The 18,373-nt window shown below is 56.4% G+C and carries 24 protein-coding genes and 1 tRNA gene; 19 read left to right on the top strand and 6 right to left on the bottom strand.

Features of this window, described 5'->3' with window-relative positions:
- Nucleotides 1-164: 164 nt before the first annotated feature.
- Entirely contained in the window at nucleotides 165-2,303 is a 2,139-nt protein-coding gene (locus tag ACIQT8_RS05575; RefSeq protein WP_400964123.1) for a sodium-translocating pyrophosphatase, read from the top strand.
- Nucleotides 2,304-2,381: 78 nt separating this feature from the next.
- Here the strand turns inward: ACIQT8_RS05575 and ACIQT8_RS05570 are convergent, their stop codons facing one another.
- Nucleotides 2,382-2,912 (bottom strand): outer membrane protein assembly factor BamE, encoded by a 531-nt coding sequence (locus tag ACIQT8_RS05570; protein ID WP_138795637.1) that lies wholly within the window; start codon nucleotides 2,910-2,912, stop codon nucleotides 2,382-2,384.
- 269 nt (nucleotides 2,913-3,181) lie between these two features.
- Between ACIQT8_RS05570 and ACIQT8_RS05565 the strand changes: the two genes are divergently transcribed.
- The 14 genes from ACIQT8_RS05565 (at nucleotide 3,182) to ACIQT8_RS05500 (ending at nucleotide 11,314) form a co-directional block, all read left to right on the top strand.
- Nucleotides 3,182-3,721, top strand: coding sequence for a ubiquinol-cytochrome C chaperone family protein (locus ACIQT8_RS05565; protein WP_400964121.1), 540 nt, complete (start codon nucleotides 3,182-3,184; stop codon nucleotides 3,719-3,721).
- Nucleotides 3,722-3,729: 8 nt separating this feature from the next.
- Nucleotides 3,730-4,293, top strand: coding sequence for a DUF177 domain-containing protein (locus ACIQT8_RS05560; protein WP_262525227.1), 564 nt, complete (start codon nucleotides 3,730-3,732; stop codon nucleotides 4,291-4,293).
- 99 nt (nucleotides 4,294-4,392) lie between these two features.
- The gene (plsX, locus tag ACIQT8_RS05555) at nucleotides 4,393-5,454 is read left to right on the top strand and encodes a phosphate acyltransferase PlsX (RefSeq protein WP_138795634.1); all 1,062 of its coding nucleotides are present in this window, start codon (nucleotides 4,393-4,395) and stop codon (nucleotides 5,452-5,454) included.
- Nucleotides 5,455-5,458: 4 nt separating this feature from the next.
- Nucleotides 5,459-6,430, top strand: a complete 972-nt coding sequence (locus ACIQT8_RS05550) for a beta-ketoacyl-ACP synthase III (RefSeq protein WP_138795633.1) — start codon at nucleotides 5,459-5,461, stop codon at nucleotides 6,428-6,430.
- Between the two features lie 145 nt (nucleotides 6,431-6,575).
- On the top strand, nucleotides 6,576-6,914 hold the full coding sequence (locus ACIQT8_RS05545) for an integration host factor subunit alpha (RefSeq protein WP_138795632.1): 339 nt from the start codon (nucleotides 6,576-6,578) through the stop codon (nucleotides 6,912-6,914).
- Nucleotides 6,915-7,146: 232 nt separating this feature from the next.
- Nucleotides 7,147-7,680 carry a MerR family transcriptional regulator gene (locus ACIQT8_RS05540; RefSeq protein WP_138795631.1) on the top strand — a complete coding sequence of 178 codons (534 nt, stop codon included), beginning with the start codon at nucleotides 7,147-7,149 and terminating at the stop codon, nucleotides 7,678-7,680.
- 85 nt (nucleotides 7,681-7,765) lie between these two features.
- On the top strand, nucleotides 7,766-8,479 hold the full coding sequence (locus ACIQT8_RS05535) for a nuclease (RefSeq protein ID WP_400964117.1): 714 nt from the start codon (nucleotides 7,766-7,768) through the stop codon (nucleotides 8,477-8,479).
- Between the two features lie 132 nt (nucleotides 8,480-8,611).
- Nucleotides 8,612-8,899: a hypothetical protein gene (locus ACIQT8_RS05530; RefSeq protein ID WP_400964398.1), complete on the top strand. Its 288-nt coding sequence runs from the start codon at nucleotides 8,612-8,614 to the stop codon at nucleotides 8,897-8,899.
- Nucleotides 8,900-8,912: 13 nt separating this feature from the next.
- Nucleotides 8,913-9,233 (top strand): hypothetical protein, encoded by a 321-nt coding sequence (locus tag ACIQT8_RS05525; protein WP_262525231.1) that lies wholly within the window; start codon nucleotides 8,913-8,915, stop codon nucleotides 9,231-9,233.
- A 260-nt stretch (nucleotides 9,234-9,493) separates the two neighbouring features.
- A complete protein-coding gene (locus ACIQT8_RS05520; protein ID WP_262525232.1) occupies nucleotides 9,494-9,703 on the top strand; it encodes a cold-shock protein in 210 nt (69 codons plus the stop codon).
- Nucleotides 9,704-9,813: 110 nt separating this feature from the next.
- On the top strand, nucleotides 9,814-10,104 hold the full coding sequence (locus ACIQT8_RS05515; protein ID WP_262525233.1) for a cold-shock protein: 291 nt from the start codon (nucleotides 9,814-9,816) through the stop codon (nucleotides 10,102-10,104).
- 24 nt (nucleotides 10,105-10,128) lie between these two features.
- Nucleotides 10,129-10,365: a 30S ribosomal protein S21 gene (gene rpsU, locus ACIQT8_RS05510; RefSeq protein WP_262525234.1), complete on the top strand. Its 237-nt coding sequence runs from the start codon at nucleotides 10,129-10,131 to the stop codon at nucleotides 10,363-10,365.
- 383 nt (nucleotides 10,366-10,748) lie between these two features.
- Complete coding sequence (locus tag ACIQT8_RS05505; protein WP_262525235.1) at nucleotides 10,749-11,030, top strand: hypothetical protein; 282 nt, start codon at nucleotides 10,749-10,751, stop codon at nucleotides 11,028-11,030.
- A gap of 80 nt (nucleotides 11,031-11,110) precedes the next feature.
- Nucleotides 11,111-11,314, top strand: a complete 204-nt coding sequence (locus tag ACIQT8_RS05500) for a hypothetical protein (RefSeq protein WP_262525236.1) — start codon at nucleotides 11,111-11,113, stop codon at nucleotides 11,312-11,314.
- Nucleotides 11,315-11,555: 241 nt separating this feature from the next.
- Here the strand turns inward: ACIQT8_RS05500 and ACIQT8_RS05495 are convergent, their stop codons facing one another.
- Nucleotides 11,556-11,762, bottom strand: coding sequence for a dehydrogenase (locus tag ACIQT8_RS05495; RefSeq protein ID WP_262525237.1), 207 nt, complete (start codon nucleotides 11,760-11,762; stop codon nucleotides 11,556-11,558).
- Between the two features lie 175 nt (nucleotides 11,763-11,937).
- Here ACIQT8_RS05495 and ACIQT8_RS05490 point away from each other — a divergent pair, with 175 nt between their 5' ends.
- Nucleotides 11,938-12,132 (top strand): hypothetical protein, encoded by a 195-nt coding sequence (locus tag ACIQT8_RS05490; protein WP_400964113.1) that lies wholly within the window; start codon nucleotides 11,938-11,940, stop codon nucleotides 12,130-12,132.
- 66 nt (nucleotides 12,133-12,198) lie between these two features.
- On the opposite strand, the gene ACIQT8_RS05485 is transcribed toward ACIQT8_RS05490, so the two are convergent.
- The 3 genes from ACIQT8_RS05485 to ACIQT8_RS05475 all read right to left on the bottom strand — a co-directional run bounded on the left by ACIQT8_RS05485 (nucleotide 12,199) and on the right by ACIQT8_RS05475 (nucleotide 14,462).
- Complete coding sequence (locus ACIQT8_RS05485) at nucleotides 12,199-12,603, bottom strand: hypothetical protein (RefSeq protein ID WP_138795803.1); 405 nt, start codon at nucleotides 12,601-12,603, stop codon at nucleotides 12,199-12,201.
- Nucleotides 12,604-12,854: 251 nt separating this feature from the next.
- Nucleotides 12,855-12,940 (bottom strand) — tRNA-Leu (locus tag ACIQT8_RS05480).
- A gap of 64 nt (nucleotides 12,941-13,004) precedes the next feature.
- Nucleotides 13,005-14,462, bottom strand: a complete 1,458-nt coding sequence (locus ACIQT8_RS05475) for a TrkH family potassium uptake protein (RefSeq protein WP_178340575.1) — start codon at nucleotides 14,460-14,462, stop codon at nucleotides 13,005-13,007.
- An 80-nt stretch (nucleotides 14,463-14,542) separates the two neighbouring features.
- Between ACIQT8_RS05475 and ilvA the strand changes: the two genes are divergently transcribed.
- From ilvA to ACIQT8_RS05460, 3 genes are all read left to right on the top strand, one after another.
- Nucleotides 14,543-15,817, top strand: a complete 1,275-nt coding sequence (ilvA, locus tag ACIQT8_RS05470) for a threonine ammonia-lyase (RefSeq protein WP_262525239.1) — start codon at nucleotides 14,543-14,545, stop codon at nucleotides 15,815-15,817.
- Nucleotides 15,818-15,890: 73 nt separating this feature from the next.
- A complete protein-coding gene (locus ACIQT8_RS05465; RefSeq protein WP_400964110.1) occupies nucleotides 15,891-16,199 on the top strand; it encodes an HlyU family transcriptional regulator in 309 nt (102 codons plus the stop codon).
- Between the two features lie 120 nt (nucleotides 16,200-16,319).
- Nucleotides 16,320-17,588 carry a diguanylate cyclase gene (locus tag ACIQT8_RS05460; protein WP_400964108.1) on the top strand — a complete coding sequence of 423 codons (1,269 nt, stop codon included), beginning with the start codon at nucleotides 16,320-16,322 and terminating at the stop codon, nucleotides 17,586-17,588.
- A gap of 38 nt (nucleotides 17,589-17,626) precedes the next feature.
- Here ACIQT8_RS05460 and ACIQT8_RS05455 read toward each other — a convergent pair whose 3' ends face one another.
- Nucleotides 17,627-18,244, bottom strand: a complete 618-nt coding sequence (locus tag ACIQT8_RS05455; RefSeq protein ID WP_138795620.1) for an FMN-dependent NADH-azoreductase — start codon at nucleotides 18,242-18,244, stop codon at nucleotides 17,627-17,629.
- Between the last annotated feature and the right edge of the window lie 129 nt (nucleotides 18,245-18,373).

Genomic DNA, 18,373 nt, shown 5'->3' with positions numbered 1-18,373 from the left:
TGGGTAAATTCCAAATCAAATGTAGGGGTTGACGCCGCGCCTTCCGGCAACGCAATCTCGACGTGCAGGCATTTTTTCCTTGGGAGGGGAACAAATGGCCGCAGCACATGGTTTCGCCGCGCCGGGGAGGGAGTGAGACCCGGCCTTTTGGGAGGTAAGTGCGCATGACCGTAATACCCATTGTAATTTTATGCGGTTTCCTGTCCGTGGTTTACGCGGCATGGGCGACCAAAAGCGTTCTCGATGCCGATGAAGGCAACGAGCGTATGCGGGAAATAGCGGGTTATATCCGCGAGGGTGCGCAGGCTTATCTCACTCGTCAGTATCTCACCATTGCCATCGTCGGGCTGATTGTTGCACTCCTTGCCTGGTATCTCCTGTCGGCCATGGCGGCCATCGGCTTCATCATCGGCGCCGTGCTGTCAGGCGCTGCCGGTTTCGTCGGCATGCACGTCTCGGTGCGCGCCAACCTGCGCACCGCGCAGGCCGCATCCCACAGCCTTTCGTCCGGTCTCGACATCGCCTTCAAGTCGGGTGCGATCACCGGCATGCTCGTGGCTGGCCTCGCTCTCTTGGGCGTGTCGATCTATTATTTCATCCTCACATCGGTGATGGGCCATCCGGCAGGTTCGCGTGAAGTGATCGATTCGCTCGTGTCGCTCGGTTTCGGCGCATCGCTGATCTCGATCTTCGCCCGTCTCGGCGGCGGCATCTTCACCAAGGGTGCGGACGTCGGTGGCGACCTCGTCGGCAAGGTGGAAGCGGGCATTCCCGAAGATGATCCACGCAACCCGGCAACCATTGCCGACAACGTCGGTGACAATGTCGGCGACTGCGCCGGCATGGCGGCCGACCTTTTCGAAACCTATGCCGTTTCGGTCGTCGCAACCATGGTTCTTGCGGCCATCTTCTTTGCGGGAACGCCGGTGCTGGAAAGCGCCATGGCCTATCCCCTGGCGATCTGCGGCGCCTGCATCCTGACCTCGGTTGCCGGAACCTTCTTCGTCAAACTCGGCACCAACAACTCCATCATGGGCGCACTCTACAAGGGACTGATCGCAACGGGCATCTTTTCGATTGCCGGTCTCGCCGTCGCAACTTTCGGCACAATCGGCTGGGGTCCGATCGGCACGGTCGCCGGCATGGAGGTGACGGGCACAAATCTGTTCTTCTGCGGCATCATCGGTCTGGTCGTGACGGCCTTGATCGTGGTGATTACCGAATATTACACCGGCACCAACAAGCGCCCGGTCAATTCCATTGCACAGGCCTCCGTCACCGGTCACGGCACCAACGTCATTCAGGGACTTGCCGTATCGCTGGAATCGACCGCGCTGCCAGCCATCGTCATCGTCGGCGGCATCATCACCACTTATCAGCTCGGTGGCCTTTTCGGCACCGGCATTGCGGTTACGGCCATGCTCGGTCTTGCCGGCATGATCGTAGCGCTCGATGCCTTCGGTCCCGTCACCGATAACGCCGGCGGTATCGCGGAAATGGCCGGTCTCGATCCGGATGTGCGCAAGGCGACTGACGCGCTGGATGCCGTCGGTAACACCACCAAGGCGGTGACCAAGGGTTACGCGATCGGCTCTGCCGGTCTTGGTGCGCTGGTGCTGTTTGCCGCCTATTCGAACGACCTGTCCTACTTCGCCGCCAATGGCGAGACCTATCCCTACTTCAAGGATGTCGGGGAAATCTCCTTCAGCCTTTCCAACCCTTACGTCGTCGCAGGCTTGCTGTTTGGCGGCCTTATTCCCTATCTGTTCGGTGGCATTGCCATGACGGCGGTTGGCAAGGCTGCAAGCTCGATCGTGGAAGAGGTTCGTCGCCAGTTCCGCGAAAAGCCCGGCATCATGGCCGGGACGGAAAAGCCGGATTACGGCAAGGCTGTTGATCTTCTGACCAAGGCGGCGATCCGGGAAATGGTCATTCCTTCGCTGCTCCCGGTTCTCGCACCCATCGTCGTCTACTTCGGTGTGCTGCTGATTTCCGGCTCCAAGGCGTCAGCCTTCGCAGCACTTGGCGCTTCTCTGCTGGGCGTCATCATCAACGGCCTGTTCGTCGCCATTTCCATGACATCGGGCGGTGGTGCCTGGGACAACGCCAAGAAAAGCTTTGAAGACGGTTTCGTTGACAAGGATGGCGTGCGTCACGTCAAGGGTTCTGATGCGCACAAGGCATCCGTAACAGGCGACACGGTGGGTGACCCTTACAAGGATACCGCCGGTCCTGCCGTCAATCCGGCCATCAAGATCACCAATATCGTGGCCCTGCTGCTTCTGGCGATTCTCGCCGGCTGAGGCCTCGAAAGTCCCGCCAACAAGAAAGGCCCGTGGATCGCTCCACGGGCCTTGTTGTTTTGGGATGGGTTTTGCCCGTTACGGCGTATTGCTTTCCGCACCCAGAATGCTCTTGGCGATGTTGGCGCCGGACGTGCCACCCGAAAGAAGCTGCTGCAGGAAGGTGAGGTCCTTGCCGCCTGTTGGCGTCGTGCGCGAAATCGTGTCGAACACCTTGCCGTCCTGAAGCGTGTAGTTGGCCTTGCGCTCGATTACGCCATCCTTGTTGAAATAGATGGCCAGAATGTTCTGCTCGACAAGCTGCGGCTTGAGGAAGGCGGCGCGGCGCACGCGCTTCTGGGAAATATAGTAGAAGACTTCGTTGCCGAAGGTCGCGGTCGTGGACGGCGTGCCCATCGTCAGCAGAACCTGTTCGCGGCTGGAACCTTCCGGAATGAGCGGAAGCGACTGTTCGTCCATGACGTAGCCGTTATGGAAAACATCGGTCGTGCTGCTGCACGCAGAAAGAAGACCGGCTGAGAGTACAACGGCGATGGCGGTTGCGCTCAGGGTCTTGCTATGACGTGTCGATTTCTGCTTGCTCAACTGCGACTCCCCGACTGCGGTCATGAATCATACCTTCCGGCATTACGTGGTGCACAGTGTCTGTGCACATGATTATGTCAATCCGGGGACGGACACGTCCGCTTTCCCCTTGAATGCAGTGCTTTCGCGCCCGGTTCAACCTCCTCCGGTTCTCTTCGACTGTTTCAGCCGCAAGATGAACGTGACCGCGATGGCATTGCAATTCGTGGATGCTTCGGTAAACCAGCTTTCACGATCATGCAACAAGTGCGATGGGTCGGAATCGAAATCACCGGTTCTGTGCGGAAAAAACGATGATATTCGGGCTGTTCAAGAAGAGAAATAACAATCGCGCCATAGTCGACCGGCAATACACGGTCCTGACCTCGGCAGCACGTACGCCCGAATTTTATCTCGATATGGGCGTCCCCGATACCGTCATGGGCCGTTTCGAGATGCTGGCGGCGGTGATGATTCTCTATTTTCGCCGCACGAAAACCTCTGATGTCAGCGGTCAGGAGATCGCCCAGGAGATTGTCGACGCTTTTTTTCAGGACCTCGACCACTCAATGCGGGAGCTGGGGATCGGTGATCAGGGCGTTCCCAAACGCATGAAGAAATTTGCCGGCATGTTTTACGGGCGGCTCGAATCCTACGACGCCGCGCTCGATGCTTCCGATTCCGCAGCTCTTGCGGCTGCCCTGAAGCGCAATATATATCCGCAATCAGATGAAGCCGCGCCCGACATGATGGCGCTGGCACAATGGATGATGAAGGCGTCAGACGTTCTTTCCGCGCAATCCGAAGATAGGGTTGCGACTGGAAGCCTGACGCTTCCCTTGCCCGGACAGTGAGGTTCAAAATGAACGCGCGACATGCAGCAAACGACGACGTGCCTTTTTCCTATCCCGTGAAGGTAGGCCATATTTCCGCCAATCCCGTCAGGATTGGTCTCGAAGCCGATGCGGAAGAGCTGAAGGCGCTGGCTAAATTCTGGGATGTTGTCTCCGTCGAATACCTGAAGGCGGAGTTGCAGGTGTCCCGTTGGAAAAAGGACGGTATCAAAATCAAGGGCGAAGTGCACGCTGCCATAACCCAGTCTTGCGTCGTGACGCTCGAGCCTGTGCCGAGCAAGATCGATGAAACGGTGGAGCATATTTTCGTTCCCGAGGGATCGAAGCTGGCGCGCATGGTCACCAACGAACAGGGCGAGATCGTTCTCGATCCGGATGGTCCGGATATTCCCGACCAGTTCACCGGTGACAGCATTGATGTTGGCGCCGTGGTTGCGGAATTCGCAGCTTTGGCGATCGATCCCTATCCACGCAAACCCGACGCTGAATTCGCCGTGAAAGGCGAAAAGGAGCCGGAACTGGAAAAACGGCCTTCGCCCTTTGCCGTGCTGAAAGACTGGAAAAAAGACTGAATGCGCCAGGCGGCGGAATAATTTTATTGTAACAAAAGCCGGAAAAGGTATTTTCGCGCAAAAATTCGCTGCAACGGCGGCAAGAAGGACAAGGGACGAGTGATCAGAATAGCAATTGACGTCATGGGCGGCGACTTCGGCCCTGATGTTGCCATCCCCGGTGCCGCCAAGGCGCTTGATCGGCATAACGATGTGACTTTTCTGCTGTACGGGCAGAAAAGCAAATGCGAACCCATTCTGGCACAGTATCCCGCGCTCCGGGAAAAGTCGGTCTTTCACGATTGTGAAGTTTCTGTTGGCATGGACGAAAAGCCGAGCCAGGCGTTACGCCGTGGTCGCTACGTCTCCAGCATGTGGCGCGCCATCGAGGCCGTGAAACTGGGCGAAGCAGACGTTGCCGTCTCTGCGGGTAACACCGGCGCTCTGATGGCCATGGCCAAGTTCTGCCTGCGCACCATGGCGCGCGTCGAGCGTCCGGCGATTGCCGGCATCTGGCCGACGTTGAAAGGCGAAAGCATCGTGCTTGATGTCGGCGCGACGATCGGTGCGGATTCCCAGCAGCTTCTCGATTTCGCCCTGATGGGTGGCGCGATGGCGCGGGCGCTGTTCGATATCGACCGTCCGACGGTCGGCCTGCTGAATGTCGGCGTCGAAGAGGTCAAGGGTCAGGATGAGGTTCGCGAGGCGGGCCGTCTGATCCGTGAAGCCGATCTCGCCACCATCGATTATCGCGGCTTCGTTGAAGGTGACGATATCGGCAAGGGTACGGTGGATGTCGTCGTCACCGAGGGCTTTACCGGCAACATTGCCCTGAAAGCCGCCGAAGGCACGGCACGCCAGATCACCACGCTGCTGCGTGAGGCGATTTCGCGCAGCTTCATTGCCAAGATCGGTTACATCCTGGCCAAGAGCGCGTTCGACGTGCTGCGTGAGAAGATGGACCCGCGCAAGGTCAATGGTGGTGTGTTTCTCGGCCTGAACGGCATTGTCATCAAAAGCCACGGCGGCACGGACGCCCTTGGTTTTGCGTCCGCGGTCGACGTTGGCTACGACATGGTCCACAACGGCCTGACAGCAAAAATAGAAAACGACCTGAAGGTTTACCACGCAAGACGGCTTCCGCCACCGGCGCCCGAAGCACTCGTGGCTGATGAGGAATAACGGAATGATCCGCTCTATCGTACGTGGTTTCGGGGCAGCGCTCCCGAAGCGTGTCATGACCAACCAGGAAATCGAAGGGGTTGTCGAAACCTCCGACGAATGGATCGTGCAGCGCACCGGCATCAAGCAGCGTTACATCGCCGGCGAAGGCGAAACGACGGCGTCGCTGGGTGAAGCGGCAGCACGCGCAGCCCTCGACAATGCCGGTCTGACACCTGCTGACATCGACCTCATCATCCTGGCGACGTCGACGCCCGACAACACCTTCCCGGCAACGGCCGTCAACATCCAGAACCGTCTGGGCATGACGCATGGCTTTGCCTTCGACGTTCAGGCTGTCTGTTCCGGTTTCGTCTACGCCGTGTCGACGGCCGATCTCTACATTCGCGGTGGCATGGCCAAGCGCGTGCTGGTTATCGGTGCCGAGACCTTCTCGCGCATTCTCGACTGGAAGGATCGCACGACCTGCGTTCTGTTCGGTGATGGTGCCGGTGCACTGGTGCTTGAGGCAGGTGAGGGCGAAGGCACGTCCGCTGATCGTGGTGTTCTGACCTCGCAGCTGCGCTCCGACGGCTCGCACAAGGACAAGCTCTTCGTTGATGGCGGCCCTTCCACCACCGGTACGGTCGGTCATCTGCGCATGGAAGGCCGCGAAGTCTTCAAACACGCTGTCGGCATGATCACCGACGTGATCGAAGCCGCGTTTGACGCGACGGGCACCACCGCCGACGACCTGGATTGGCTCGTGCCGCATCAGGCCAACAAGCGCATCATCGACGGCTCGGCGAAAAAACTCGGCATCGATCCCGAGAAGGTCGTCATCACCGTGGACCAGCACGGCAACACCTCTGCCGCTTCCATTCCGCTGGCAATTGCGGTTGCTGCCGGTGACGGACGCATCAAGAAGGGCGATCTGGTGATGCTGGAAGCCATGGGTGGCGGTTTCACCTGGGGCGCGGTGCTGTTGCGCTGGTAACACTTGTGTTTCGGCAATGACTAAACCATTGCAGCAATTGCCGAAAGCCACACGTGAATCTGGAACAATCGCTTGACCGGTCGTCACAAGGGAAATAATCTCGGCGGCTCAAGAGAAAATTTTTTTTGACGGTTTGCGGGGAAAAATGGCCGGGAAGACAGTGACACGCGCAGATCTGGCAGAATCTGTGTTTCGTAAGGTAGGACTGTCCCGTACCGAATCCGCTGAACTGGTCGAGACGATCATCGACGAGATTTGCAACGCCATCACACGCGGTGAGGTTGTCAAACTCTCGTCCTTTGCAACGTTTCAGATCCGCGAAAAGAACGAGCGTATCGGCCGTAATCCGAAAACGGGTGAGGAAGTGCCGATTTCTCCACGTCGCGTCATGACCTTCAAGGCGTCCAATGTCCTGAAGCAGCGCATTCTCAAGGCGCACACGGCCCGCAAGGTCAAGCAGAAGAGCCAGAAAGCCGGCTCTTAAACGCCTGTCGGTTGCCGGATTTTACCGGCAGCATCCTGCGTTTTCCGTTCCTTCCTGTGAACATACTTGAATTTCAACGTTCAAGCCGTTGAAATGAAGTCGATTCGCATCATAATCAATTTTAGCGATTTGAATTTGCGCATCGTCCCGTCGAAAATCGATCTCGGTTTTCACGCGCTGCGTGAGGGATCTGGCATGCTGCGCTATCGACGGTCTGGATGGGAGTTAAGAGTTGGACAAAAGCCCCGACGCGTTTCGCACAATCAGTGAAGTGGCGGATGATCTGAACCTGCCGCAGCATGTGCTTCGTTTCTGGGAAACGCGCTTTCCTCAGATCAAGCCCATGAAGCGGGGTGGGGGGCGTCGTTATTACCGTCCCGACGATATCGATCTTCTCAAGGGCATTCGCCACCTTCTCTATGATCACGGTTACACTATCAAAGGCGTTCAGAAGCTTCTGAAAGCCAATGGAAACCGTTTCGTTGCGGCCATTGCATCCGGCGATCTTGCCACGATGGAAGCCATCATGGCGGCAAGCGGCGAGAAGGAAGTGGCCGAACCACGCGTGTTGGATGCGGATGAGGACGAAGTCGTCGGCCGTGCCAAGGTTAAGCCAAGCGGCCGGTTCTTCGGTTTTGGCGGCAGCAGCAGCGATTCCGATGTGTCGATCGGCAAGTCCAGCATCGGCAAGGATGACCAGGCACTGTTGCAGGAAGCCCTGTTTGATCTTCTGGAATGCAAGCGCCTGCTCGATCAGGTTCGTTGATCCGTTATCCACAGGCATCTTGAAATGCCAACCTTTCGGAAACTCCTTTGGCCGATAATGCGGCTCCGTAAAAAGGAGTCCAACCGTGAGCAATCGAAAAACGAAAGCGCGGCGGCGCACGTCAGGAAAATCGAGTGGCGGCAGTGTATGGCCGTGGCTGTTGATGTTCGGCGTCGTTGTGGGCGGCATTCAGGCTTACGAACATCGCGATAGCCTCCTGCCAAAACGGCAATTTGCCAAGACAACGCAGCAGCCGGCCAACCCGTCACGCCCCACGGAGACCGCCAGACGCGAGGCGACGGCACCGGTGAAAACCGCGTCTATCCGTCCCTCTGCGCCCACGCTGCCGGGCAACGGCCCCATCCCGCCACGCCCCATCAACACGGTCCCTGCCTCACGGTCGGCGCAGGTTGCCACCTTGCCTGAGACACGGCCTGCCGTTGAAAAAGTCTCGCTTGGTGAAAAGAGCGGCGCCTTTGCTTTCTGCGGACAGTCCGGTCTCAACAATTGTGTGGCAGACGGCAATACCTTCTGGATGAAGGGTGTGAAGATGCAGATCGCAGGCATCAATGTGCCGCAGATCGACGGCGCACGTTGCATGGAAGAGCGCCAGCGTGGGTTCGTCGCCAAGGTTCGCCTGCGCGACATGCTGAACGCCGGTGCCTTCAACGTAGCCTCCGGCGGTAACAACGGTGCTCAACTCTCCCGCTCTGGCGTTTCCTTCGCCGACCAGCTCGTTCGCGAAGGACTGGCGCATCCGGCAGGGGCAAAAAACCAGTCCTGGTGCGGTCGGCTTTAGTGTCGAATTCGCTTTAGGGAATTCGCTTGCTAATTGTCGATGAAGCGCGCAGGCTCTTTCTTCCGGTAGCTTTTTAAAAGGGCGTTACCGTTTCAAGGTTAAATTCCTTGGCCCCAACGAAAGGAGGACATGATGTCTTCCATAAGTGAACAAGGCCTGATTACCTCTGACGATCTGAAGATGTTGCAAGTCGTATTGTCTGATGCGGGCTTCGGCTTCCATATGCTCGAAGAGGACGAGCGATCCTTTAACGCTGCCGCACGTAAAATTATTCAGCTTTTTCAGGATGGAATGACCGATCCTGATGACCTCAAAGAAGAAATGCTCTTCTTGTTCGGGATACAGAAGCGGGACCGCGTGACATTTCGAAAACCGCTCCCGCGATATGCCATTCAGGGCCTTCCTATACTCAGCAAATAGTGGGGAAAAACCCGTGCGCGCTTATGTTCTCGGCAGCATGCTGCTTTGGGGAGTGTTCTTTTCTGTCTGGTATCTTTTGACCGTTTATGCGGCCAGGACCGATTTGGATGTGATGGCTCCCAAGGCATCGGCAATAGAAATTATGTCAGCCTCTCAATGCAGTGTGGAGGTCACGGCACTTTTTGCGATGAGCGACAAGCTTTTGAAGGCTGGTGGACCGGAGGTTCCAGTCGATCTACGCAGAAATATTGAATCCTGTATTTCTTCAGATGTGGTGAGCCGAGAAAAGATTACGGCAACTCAACTCATTCGATTTTTCCCAGGTGAAAAATAATAGGATTGTAAAAATTGCGAAGGGAAAAGAAAATATCTGAGATAAATTAACTGCATTAAAACAGTGACTTCAAAACAATCTATCATGAAATTTGGCAATTTCATTGCAAATCTTGAAATTTCATCATATATACAGTCATCGACACATTGCTTGTGACGTCGGTCCAGAGCTTAGCTCCCGTCGGATTTCCTCTCAAAATATCGATCCAATCCTGCGAGGTTTCGCGGGAACAACAACGATTGCTTTGAAAGGAAATCGTTATGAACACTGGTACCGTAAAGTGGTTCAACGCAACCAAAGGCTTCGGCTTCATTCAGCCTGACAACGGCTCGACGGACATCTTCGTCCACATCTCGGCTGTTGAACGTTCTGGCCTGAGCTCGCTCGTTGATGGACAGAAGGTCCGTTACGACATCGTACAGGACCGCAAGTCCGGTAAAAGCTCGGCTGACAATCTTCAGGCAGCATAAATTTGTCATTTGCTCACAGCCGACCACGGATGTACTGGCGGCCAGAGTGGATGACGATGAGAGGTCGGGGTAACGCCCGGCCTTTATTTTTCTGGGCCTAGGAGGCTCTCATGCCGAACGTCCGTTATCACACCGGCGATACAATCGTACTCAAAGCACGCACCCGTGGCAGCGTGCAACCGAAGGGAACGGGTCAGATCCTTGCAGTGCTGCCAATCACATACGGCCTTGCCCGCTACCGGGTCCGTCTTAATGGCGAAAATTTCGATCGTAATATCGACGAGGACGATATCGACACCGAAGCCTCCACGGCTCGCGTGATTGAGGTGAACCGGGCATCCGCACATCAAAAGGCTGGTTCGAGCTGGATCGATTTGTCCGCTCTCAAAACCAGGAAATAGACCAGCGTCAGATAAGGAGAGTTTTTGCAAGTTATCGTTCGGGAAAACAATATTGAGCAGGCGCTTCGTGTCCTGAAAAAGAAATTGCAGCGCGAAGGTGTCTTTCGTGAAATGAAGGCCCGCAGTGCCTACGAAAAGCCATCCGAAAAGCGCATCCGCCAAGAGGCCGAGTCTGTTCGCCGTCACCGCAAACTGCTGAAAAAGAAGATGCAGCGTGAGGGATTGCTTCCTGCTCCAAAGAAGGCTGTTCGACCACGTTGACCACGTCATTTGAGGTCTGAAACAGCGATCTTTCGCACCCTCTGGGAGGTTACTGCAGGGTTTCTGACTACACGGTCATTCCGTTTGGATTCCAGAGTTCCTGGCATTGAACATGAGAGGTTGAGATGTCTTCCGTCTGTAAAACGTCCGTAGAAGAATTCGAACGACTGAACACTGCTCTTGTCGACGCAGGAATGCGAAACTTCAGTAATGCGACAGAGCAGTTGATCAGAATGCGTGCTGCGCGACACCTCATTGCGCAGTTTGTAAAAGACAGTGAGGAGCTGCCGCCAGTCTGATCGTTCTGGACTGCGCTTGAGAAGCGCCAGCGCCTTTTCAGGGCAGGACATTTCCGACAGACTTCACAAAAGATTGGAACGTCGATGAGCGAAACGAAGGAATTCTCGGTTAGCAGCAACGGTGATCGGTGGTCTCTGGAAGTCGAGGATGGCCAAATGACTGTGGTGCACAAAGCGAATGAGCCATCCGGCGGGCACCAGACGCGCACGTCACTTGCCGATTTCCTTGAAGAACACGCTGGAAAGCCAGAACATTCAGCGCTTCTTCAGGTGCTTGGACAGTCTCAAAGTGAAATACAGAGTCAATTGGGAGCGGAAGTCACCGAAGACTCAACCCTGGAAGAGCAGCCGGACGCCAAGGATTGACGGTATCGGTCACACTCCTGCTCCATAGAGCTGTCCGTCCACGTTGACTGTGCGTTATATCTTCCTGAAAGGAATTCGTTATGACGATTACGAAAGAGGCATTCTTCAAGCCTGAAAAGGCCCCAACTCAAAATAAGGCCTCTACAACTGATAGTGCTGCAAAACAGATCATTGCTGTAGAGGCAGCCCAGCGTGCGCAGAAAACCGCACGGTTGCGTCTCATGCGGGAAGCGCAAGAAACCGTACCAGTCTCTACGCCAACACCCCGTCGAAAAAAGTCATGATCTCCGATACCTGCTCACCGCAAGTGTTGGTTCTTGCGCGGAATTGAGATGCGTCCCGTGCCGAGACATGTCGGCAATCCCGTGCCCGTAGAGTTCTCGGAAAATCGCGAGCTACTTTTGGCGCATCACAGCTTTGCGGAATGAGAAGAGGGCGTTTTCAATCGTTGCACCGCCCTCGGGATAATGTTTGAGCCAATCGGCACAGGATGATTGTGCTGTCTCTTGCTAGGGTGTTTGCGCTTTATTCCTCGATATCACCCCGGTTTTCAGTTGGAAGCCAGCCTCGCGTAAAACCTCTACCCATGGCCGCCGTTGCGAGCGCAAGCTGCAGACGTAAATGCTGAATGTCCTCCATCAACGTCTCGATCGCAGCGCGGCTGTCGCCGTCATGCCAGGCAATGATATGTTCAACCGGATCTGCCTCCGGCTCTCTTGATTGTAGGCGCACGTTCTCATTCTCCGGTTCAAGAGTTCAAAATTGCCCTGCATTTTTCGAAAGGCACACGCCGCCGTGCCGAGCGATGTTCCTATTATGTTCTCATGGGCAAATGAGTCAAGCCCGAGTCTTTGCCGTCTTGAGATGATGGCGATTTTGCCTTAGGTCCGGGAAGGGGAGATTGCCAATGAACCATCCAAGCGAACAGCCTGAAGCCAATTCGAAACGCCGCCCGATCTGGCCCTGGCTCCTACTTGGCGCGCTGACCTTGGGCGCCATCTACGTCTATTGGGACGTCATGGAAATGATCGAGGACACCGTTCGCCTCTGGAACGATCTCGTGCAACTCTTCTGGTTGATTATTCCCGACAGGCCGGAATGATGATGCGGCCGCGAGTGAACGCGGCGCGCATGGATGACCGTACGATATTCGCTCTGTCGGTGACGATCACGCGCCAGCGATGATGTCGCAGATACCCTTGCGAACGATGTTCTTGTCGGTAACCTGCCCCGCCTGAATGCTGAACACGACATCGATCCGCACGCCGGCGCCTTTCTGCCGGGCAACAACCCGCAGCGTCTGAATTCTGCCGCTGCCCGACGTCTCCTGGTGAGCGTCCACGGTAGAAAGTGCCTTGTTGACCTGGATGCCGGAGAAACCTTCTGCCGCAACAGCCTGAGCAAGCTTCTGAAGAACGGCAGGCGCCTTCGCCTTCGGCAACTCCTGCCAGGATTTGTAGGACACAGCCGTCAGCATGGGTACGCCCGAAACACTGAAGTTTTTCTCGCAGGACGCTGCGAAGGCCGAGCTGGAAAGAGTGAAGAACGCAAGAAGCGCGATTGTCGTTTTCATCATAGATACCCCCAAACCTTTTGAAAAAACACGCTTAGCGTTTGCAGTGGAGTCGATGCAACTGAAACTTATGAGGTGTCAGATGTTCTAATTCGACCGCAGCTCACAGCGGAACTGTGGGAGCAACTGGGCATGTCTCAATATTTGGCAGACCTGACCGCAGGTATCAGATGCCTGTCACACGGCAACGTCGACTGAAAGCAGTCTCATCCGCTTAGAGTTTTGAAATATCAGGTATTTTTTATCTTCATTGGTGCGGACGGCGGGACTTGAACCCGCAAGACCAAGGGCCGGCAGATTTTAAGTCTGCTGCGTATACCGATTCCGCCACGTCCGCGCTCACTCCCATCTACACAGTGCGGGCGGTTTCGGTCAACTGCATCCATCGCCTTTTGTCGGCGTCAGCTCCGCCAGAAAATCGGCATCAACAGAACAAGAACCGTCAGGATTTCGAGGCGTCCAAGCAGCATCAGGACCGACAGCAGGTAAAGTGCGGGATCGCTGATGGTCGAGAAGTTGCCGACAGGCCCGATGATCGGCCCGATGCCGGGACCGACATTGGCGAGTGAGGTTGCCACGGCCGAGGTTGCCGTCAGGAAGTCGTATCCCATGGCGCTCATCGCCAGGCTGCCCGCAATCCACAGCGCGATGAAACAGCTGACGAAGAGAAAGACGGTGCGGATCGTTTCCGGATCGACCACCTGTTTGCCGTAGCGCACCGAATAGACCGCGTTGGGGTAGATGAGTTTCTTCAGGCCTGCTCTCGCCACATTGAACATGATGAGGAAGCGATAGGCCTTGATGCCGCCGGCCGTCGAGCCTGAACAGCCGCCCATGAAGGTCGCAAAGAACGCCACCACCACAACGAACGGCCCCCACAGCGTATAATCGTCGCTGGCAAAGCCGCCGGTCGACAGGATCGAGGTCATGTTGAAGAAGGAGTGGCTGAGGGCTTCGTCCAGCGCCACGCCATTTCGCAAATGGTGGTACACGCCAACAGCGATGGAAATGGCGCAGAGATAACCGAGAAACACGAAAATCTGCGGATCGCGCAACGTCTCCAGCCTGCGCCGCACGGCCAAAAGGATCATCACCGAGAAGGGCAGGCTGCCGAAGATCAGGAAGATCGTCGCAATCCACAGAAGGGCTGTGTTGTTGAAATAGGCGAACGAGGCGTCATGCGTGGAAAAGCCACCGGTCGCAACTGTAGACATCGCATGGTTGAGCGCATCGAAATGGCTCATTCCGGCAAAGTCGAAGGCGACGGTGCAGGCGAATGTCATGATGATGTAGATGCCGACGAAGGCGCGGGTGAAGCTGGCAAGCCGGGCGAAGGGTCGGTCGTTGCCGGTATCGGATGATTCCATGCGAAAGAACGTCATGCCGCCGACGCGTAGCAACGGCAAAATGAAGAGCCCCAGTGCCACGATACCGATACCGCCGAGCCAGCATAGCAGCGAACGCCAGATCAGGATGCCCTGCGGAGCGTGATCAAGCCCTGAAATGGCAGTAGACCCCGTCGTGGTAATGGCGGAAACGGATTCGAAAACGGCCTGCCCAAGCGTCAGATTGAGTTCCGACAGAAAGAACGGCACCGCGCCGATCACCGAAAAGACCAGCCACAGAAGGTTGACGAGCAGAAAGCCGAACCGTTTGTTGAAGCTGGTGATGGGACCGCGTGTCGCCAGCGCACAGGCAAGCGCGAATCCGCCACACATGAAACCGGACAGCGCAAACACCTTCCAGTCGTCATTGCCATAATAAAGGTCGGTCAGGGCGGGCACGAACATCGCCGTTGCCATGTAAAGCCCGAAGATCGAAGCCACGTAGATAACCGAGCGCAGAAGGTTACTGTTCAAGAAATGAAACCCAGAGTTCGTGGCCGCGCTGAAATGAGTCTTTGTCTCCGACGTCTTCCTATGGCATAGCGAGTGCCATCATGAATTTCAATGGATTGACAATCGTGGACAAGCAGCTTGTGGAGGCAGCGCGGCGGGAAGTACGGGAAATCTTTCCTGAAACGCCGTTGCAGTTGAATGAACATCTTAGCCGTCGGTACGGCGCTTCGATTTGGTTGAAGCGTGAAGACCTGACGCCGGTTCGTTCCTACAAGATTAGAGGCGCATTCAACTTTCTGCGTAAGGCCGTTGCCAAGGCTGGCAAGGACAAGGTTTTCGTCTGTGCATCCGCTGGCAACCACGCGCAGGGCTTTGCCTTCGCATGCCGTCACTTCGGCGTTCGCGGCGTCGTCTTCATGCCGGTTACCACACCGATGCAGAAGATCGACAAGACCCGCATCTTCGGCGGTGAGTACATTTCCATCCGCCTCGTCGGCGATATCTTCGACCAGTGCTATGCCGCAGCGCGCGCCTATGTCGAAGAAAACAACGGCTACATGGTGCCGCCCTTCGACCACACCGACATCGTCGAAGGTCAGGCGACCGTGGCTGCCGAAATTGTCGATCAGCTTCCCGATGGCACGACCCCCGATCTGGTGGTGATGCCGGTCGGTGGCGGTGGCCTTTCGGCTGGTCTTTCCGGTTTTCTGGCGGGAACGGTCAAGAAGGACGGCTTCATCTTCTGCGAGCCGGAGGGTGCGCCGAGCTTGAAGCGCAGCCTTGAAAAAGGCGAGCCGGTCACGCTCAACAAGGTCGATAACTTCGTTGATGGTGCAGCCGTTGCCCGTATCGGCGACCTGAACTTCGAAGCGCTGAAGAGCTTTCCGGCAGAGCAGGTCATGCTCATTCCCGAAAACGCCATCTGCGTTACCATCATCGACATGCTGAATGTCGAAGGCGTGGTTCTGGAGCCTGCTGGCGCCCTGTCCATCGCCGCGTTGGAAAAACTCGGACGCGAAAAGCTCGAAGGCAAGACGGTCATCGCTGTCGTGTCGGGCGGCAACTTCGATTTCGAGCGCCTTCCCGATGTCAAGGAACGCGCCATGCGTTACGCGGGCGTGAAGAAATACTTCATTCTGCGCCTGCCGCAGCGTCCTGGCGCGCTGCGAGATTTCCTCAACCTGCTCGGTCCGGACGATGATATCGCCCGTTTCGAATATCTGAAGAAATCCGCCCGCAACTTCGGTTCGATCCTCATCGGCATCGAAACCAGCGACAAGGATAACTTCTCCGGCCTGCTGGAACGTTTCGAGGCGGCGGGTCTTGGTTATGAGGACATAACCGAGAACGATATTCTGGCGAACCTGATTATCTGATCCCGGAGCGGACAGGGAAGGGAGAGAAACGCTCTCCCTTCAAAACACGACGTTGACACAGGGAGTGAAAGTCATGGCCTCGTTTTTCTCGAAAATCCTTTCCGCTTTCGGTTCCGGTCAGCCGTCCGATACTCCGCAGAAGGTCGCACAGGTAGAGCCGCACGCGCATGGCGAATATCTGATCTACCCGACGCCGATCAAGGAAGGCGGTCAGTTCCGCCTCGCTGGTCGCATCGAGAAAAAGGTCGGAGACGAAACCCTGGTGCACGAGTTCGTGCGCGCCGATGTTTTCACCAGCATGGACGATGCGGTGGAGTTTACGGTTCGCAAGGCGCAGCTCATCATCGATCAGAACGGCGCATCGCTCTTTTCCGGGAAATGAGGGCGCCTTTTTCCAGTTCTCATTAAGATTCCGTTTGTCGCTTCGCCCTATCGTCTCGCGATGTGGACATGAAGTTGCGCCGGTCTGTTGGCGCGATGTGGATCGTTAGGGCGTGTGCCGATGCAATGGGCTAATCAGGCACTCTTTGTCTTAGAGGCTATCGTCTATTTCTCGGTCATGACGGCCTTCCTGCATTACCGTCATATCCTCGGTCTCGGCGTTTTCCTGACCGCGCTCGGCGTCATGCACTTTCTGGAGACCTACCTTGCGGCGGTCTTCTATGTCGACCTGCCGTTCGGCGTTGCGTCCCCCGGTTCGTCCATTCTTTTTGCCGGCAAGCTGATGATGATCCTCATGCTCTACATGAGAGAGGACGCAGCCATTGTCCGCCAGCCCATTTACGGCCTCTTCCTCGGCAATATCCTGACCGTGGTGATGGCGCAGATCATCCGCTTCAATCAGACCGTGGCCGTGGTGCCGGGACGGGCCGTCAGCGCCGGCTTTCTCGATGAGATGGGCGTGCTGATGGTCTGGGGAACCAGCCTTCTCTACATCGACGCAATCGCCATCATCCTGCTCTATGAAAAGCTGGGGCGCTATCTGCAGCGCCAAACCGTGCTGCGCTTTGCAATCTGCGGCGTGGTGGTTCTGAGCTTCGACCAGACCGGTTTCTACGGCGCTTTGCGCTTCATGTTCGACGCGCCTATCGGTGTCTTTTACGATGGCTGGACGGCCAAGATGGTGGCCGTCGCCATCTATTCGATCCTGTTTGCCATCTATTTGAGACTGTCATCGGCAAAGGGCCGTTTCCTGCATCGGCGCAACGTTGCCGACGTCTTCAACGACCTCACGTTCCGCGAACGGTATGAGGAGCTTCTGTCGCGTTCGGGTCGCGACATGCTGACGGGGGTCTCGGATCGTGCGCGCATGGAGCTGGATGCACCTGCTGTCGTCGCAGAAGGGCTGGAACGGAAACAGCCTGTCAGCGTGCTCCTGGTCGATATCGATCATTTCAAGGCCGTCAACGATACCTTCGGGCATCTGAAGGGGGACGAGATCCTGAAGGAGTTTGCAACCGTGCTGAAAGATGCCGTGCAGCCCTTTGGCAGCCTGTACCGTTTCGGTGGCGAAGAGTTCGTCGTGCTGCTGCCGTCGATGCCGCATGACGATGCCATTGAACGCTCGCAGAACCTCAGATGCACGATCGCGACGAATTTGCAGCGGCCGGATGGCACGCCCTTGACCGTCAGTATCGGTGTTGCCACTTCTTCCGAGGACGGGGCGGATTTCCGCAATCTGCTCGCAGAGGCGGATATTCGCCTCTACGCGGCAAAAAATAACGGCCGCGATCAGGTCCGCGGCCGTTATGGATTTTCAGTCGAAAGCTAGATAGATTGCCTGGAATTTCCAGGCAATCTGCTGTCGTATCAGGCAGCCAGCGCCAGTTCGGCAACCTTGGCTTCTGCGGCAGCAACAGCCTTTTCAACGGCCTCAGGGCCGAATGCCAGGCCTTCAACGTAGATGACTTCCACGTCAGTCATGCCCATGAAGCCGAGAACGGTCTTCAGGTAAGGAACCGCATGGTTCATCGAAGCAGCCGGGCCTTCGGAGTAAACGCCGGCAGCCGCCAGAACGATGTAGACCTTCTTGCCGGTGGCAAGGCCAACCGGGCCGGTTTCGGTGTAACGGAAGGTCTGGCCAGCGCGGGCAACGTTATCGATCCAGGACTTCAGGCCGGAATAGATGTTGAAGTTGATGAGGCCGGTGCCGATGACGACAGTGTCGGCAGCCATGAGCTCGGCAACCAGCTTGTCGGAGTATTCGGCTGCAACGGCTTCTTCGCTCGTGCGCTGGTCGGGAGCCTTGCGGATCGCAGAGGTCTTGACCGTGTCGAGGTGCGGGATCGGGTCAGCGGCGAGGTCACGGTGAACCAGCGTGTTTGCTGCCGACTTGGCCTGCAGCTTCGTTGCGAGTTCGCCAGCGAACTTGTTGGAAACCGATTCGTCACCGCGCGGGCTGGAGGTGATGAGAAGAATGTTGGACATGGTCTTTTCCTTGTGTGCAACGGGCTAGTGACGCCTTGGGAGGTCGTTGGAGGAGGGTGGTTTCCGCCTCCTTTGCTGCTTATATGGAAAAATCTCGTTATCAAGAAAACTGTGATAATGTGGAACCAA

The sequence above is a fragment of the Agrobacterium sp. NPDC090273 genome (assembly GCF_044772305.1).
Taxonomy (GTDB): domain Bacteria; phylum Pseudomonadota; class Alphaproteobacteria; order Rhizobiales; family Rhizobiaceae; genus Agrobacterium.
The sequence above is the reverse complement of the archived record's forward strand: the minus strand, read 5'-3'. Positions and strand labels throughout refer to the sequence as shown.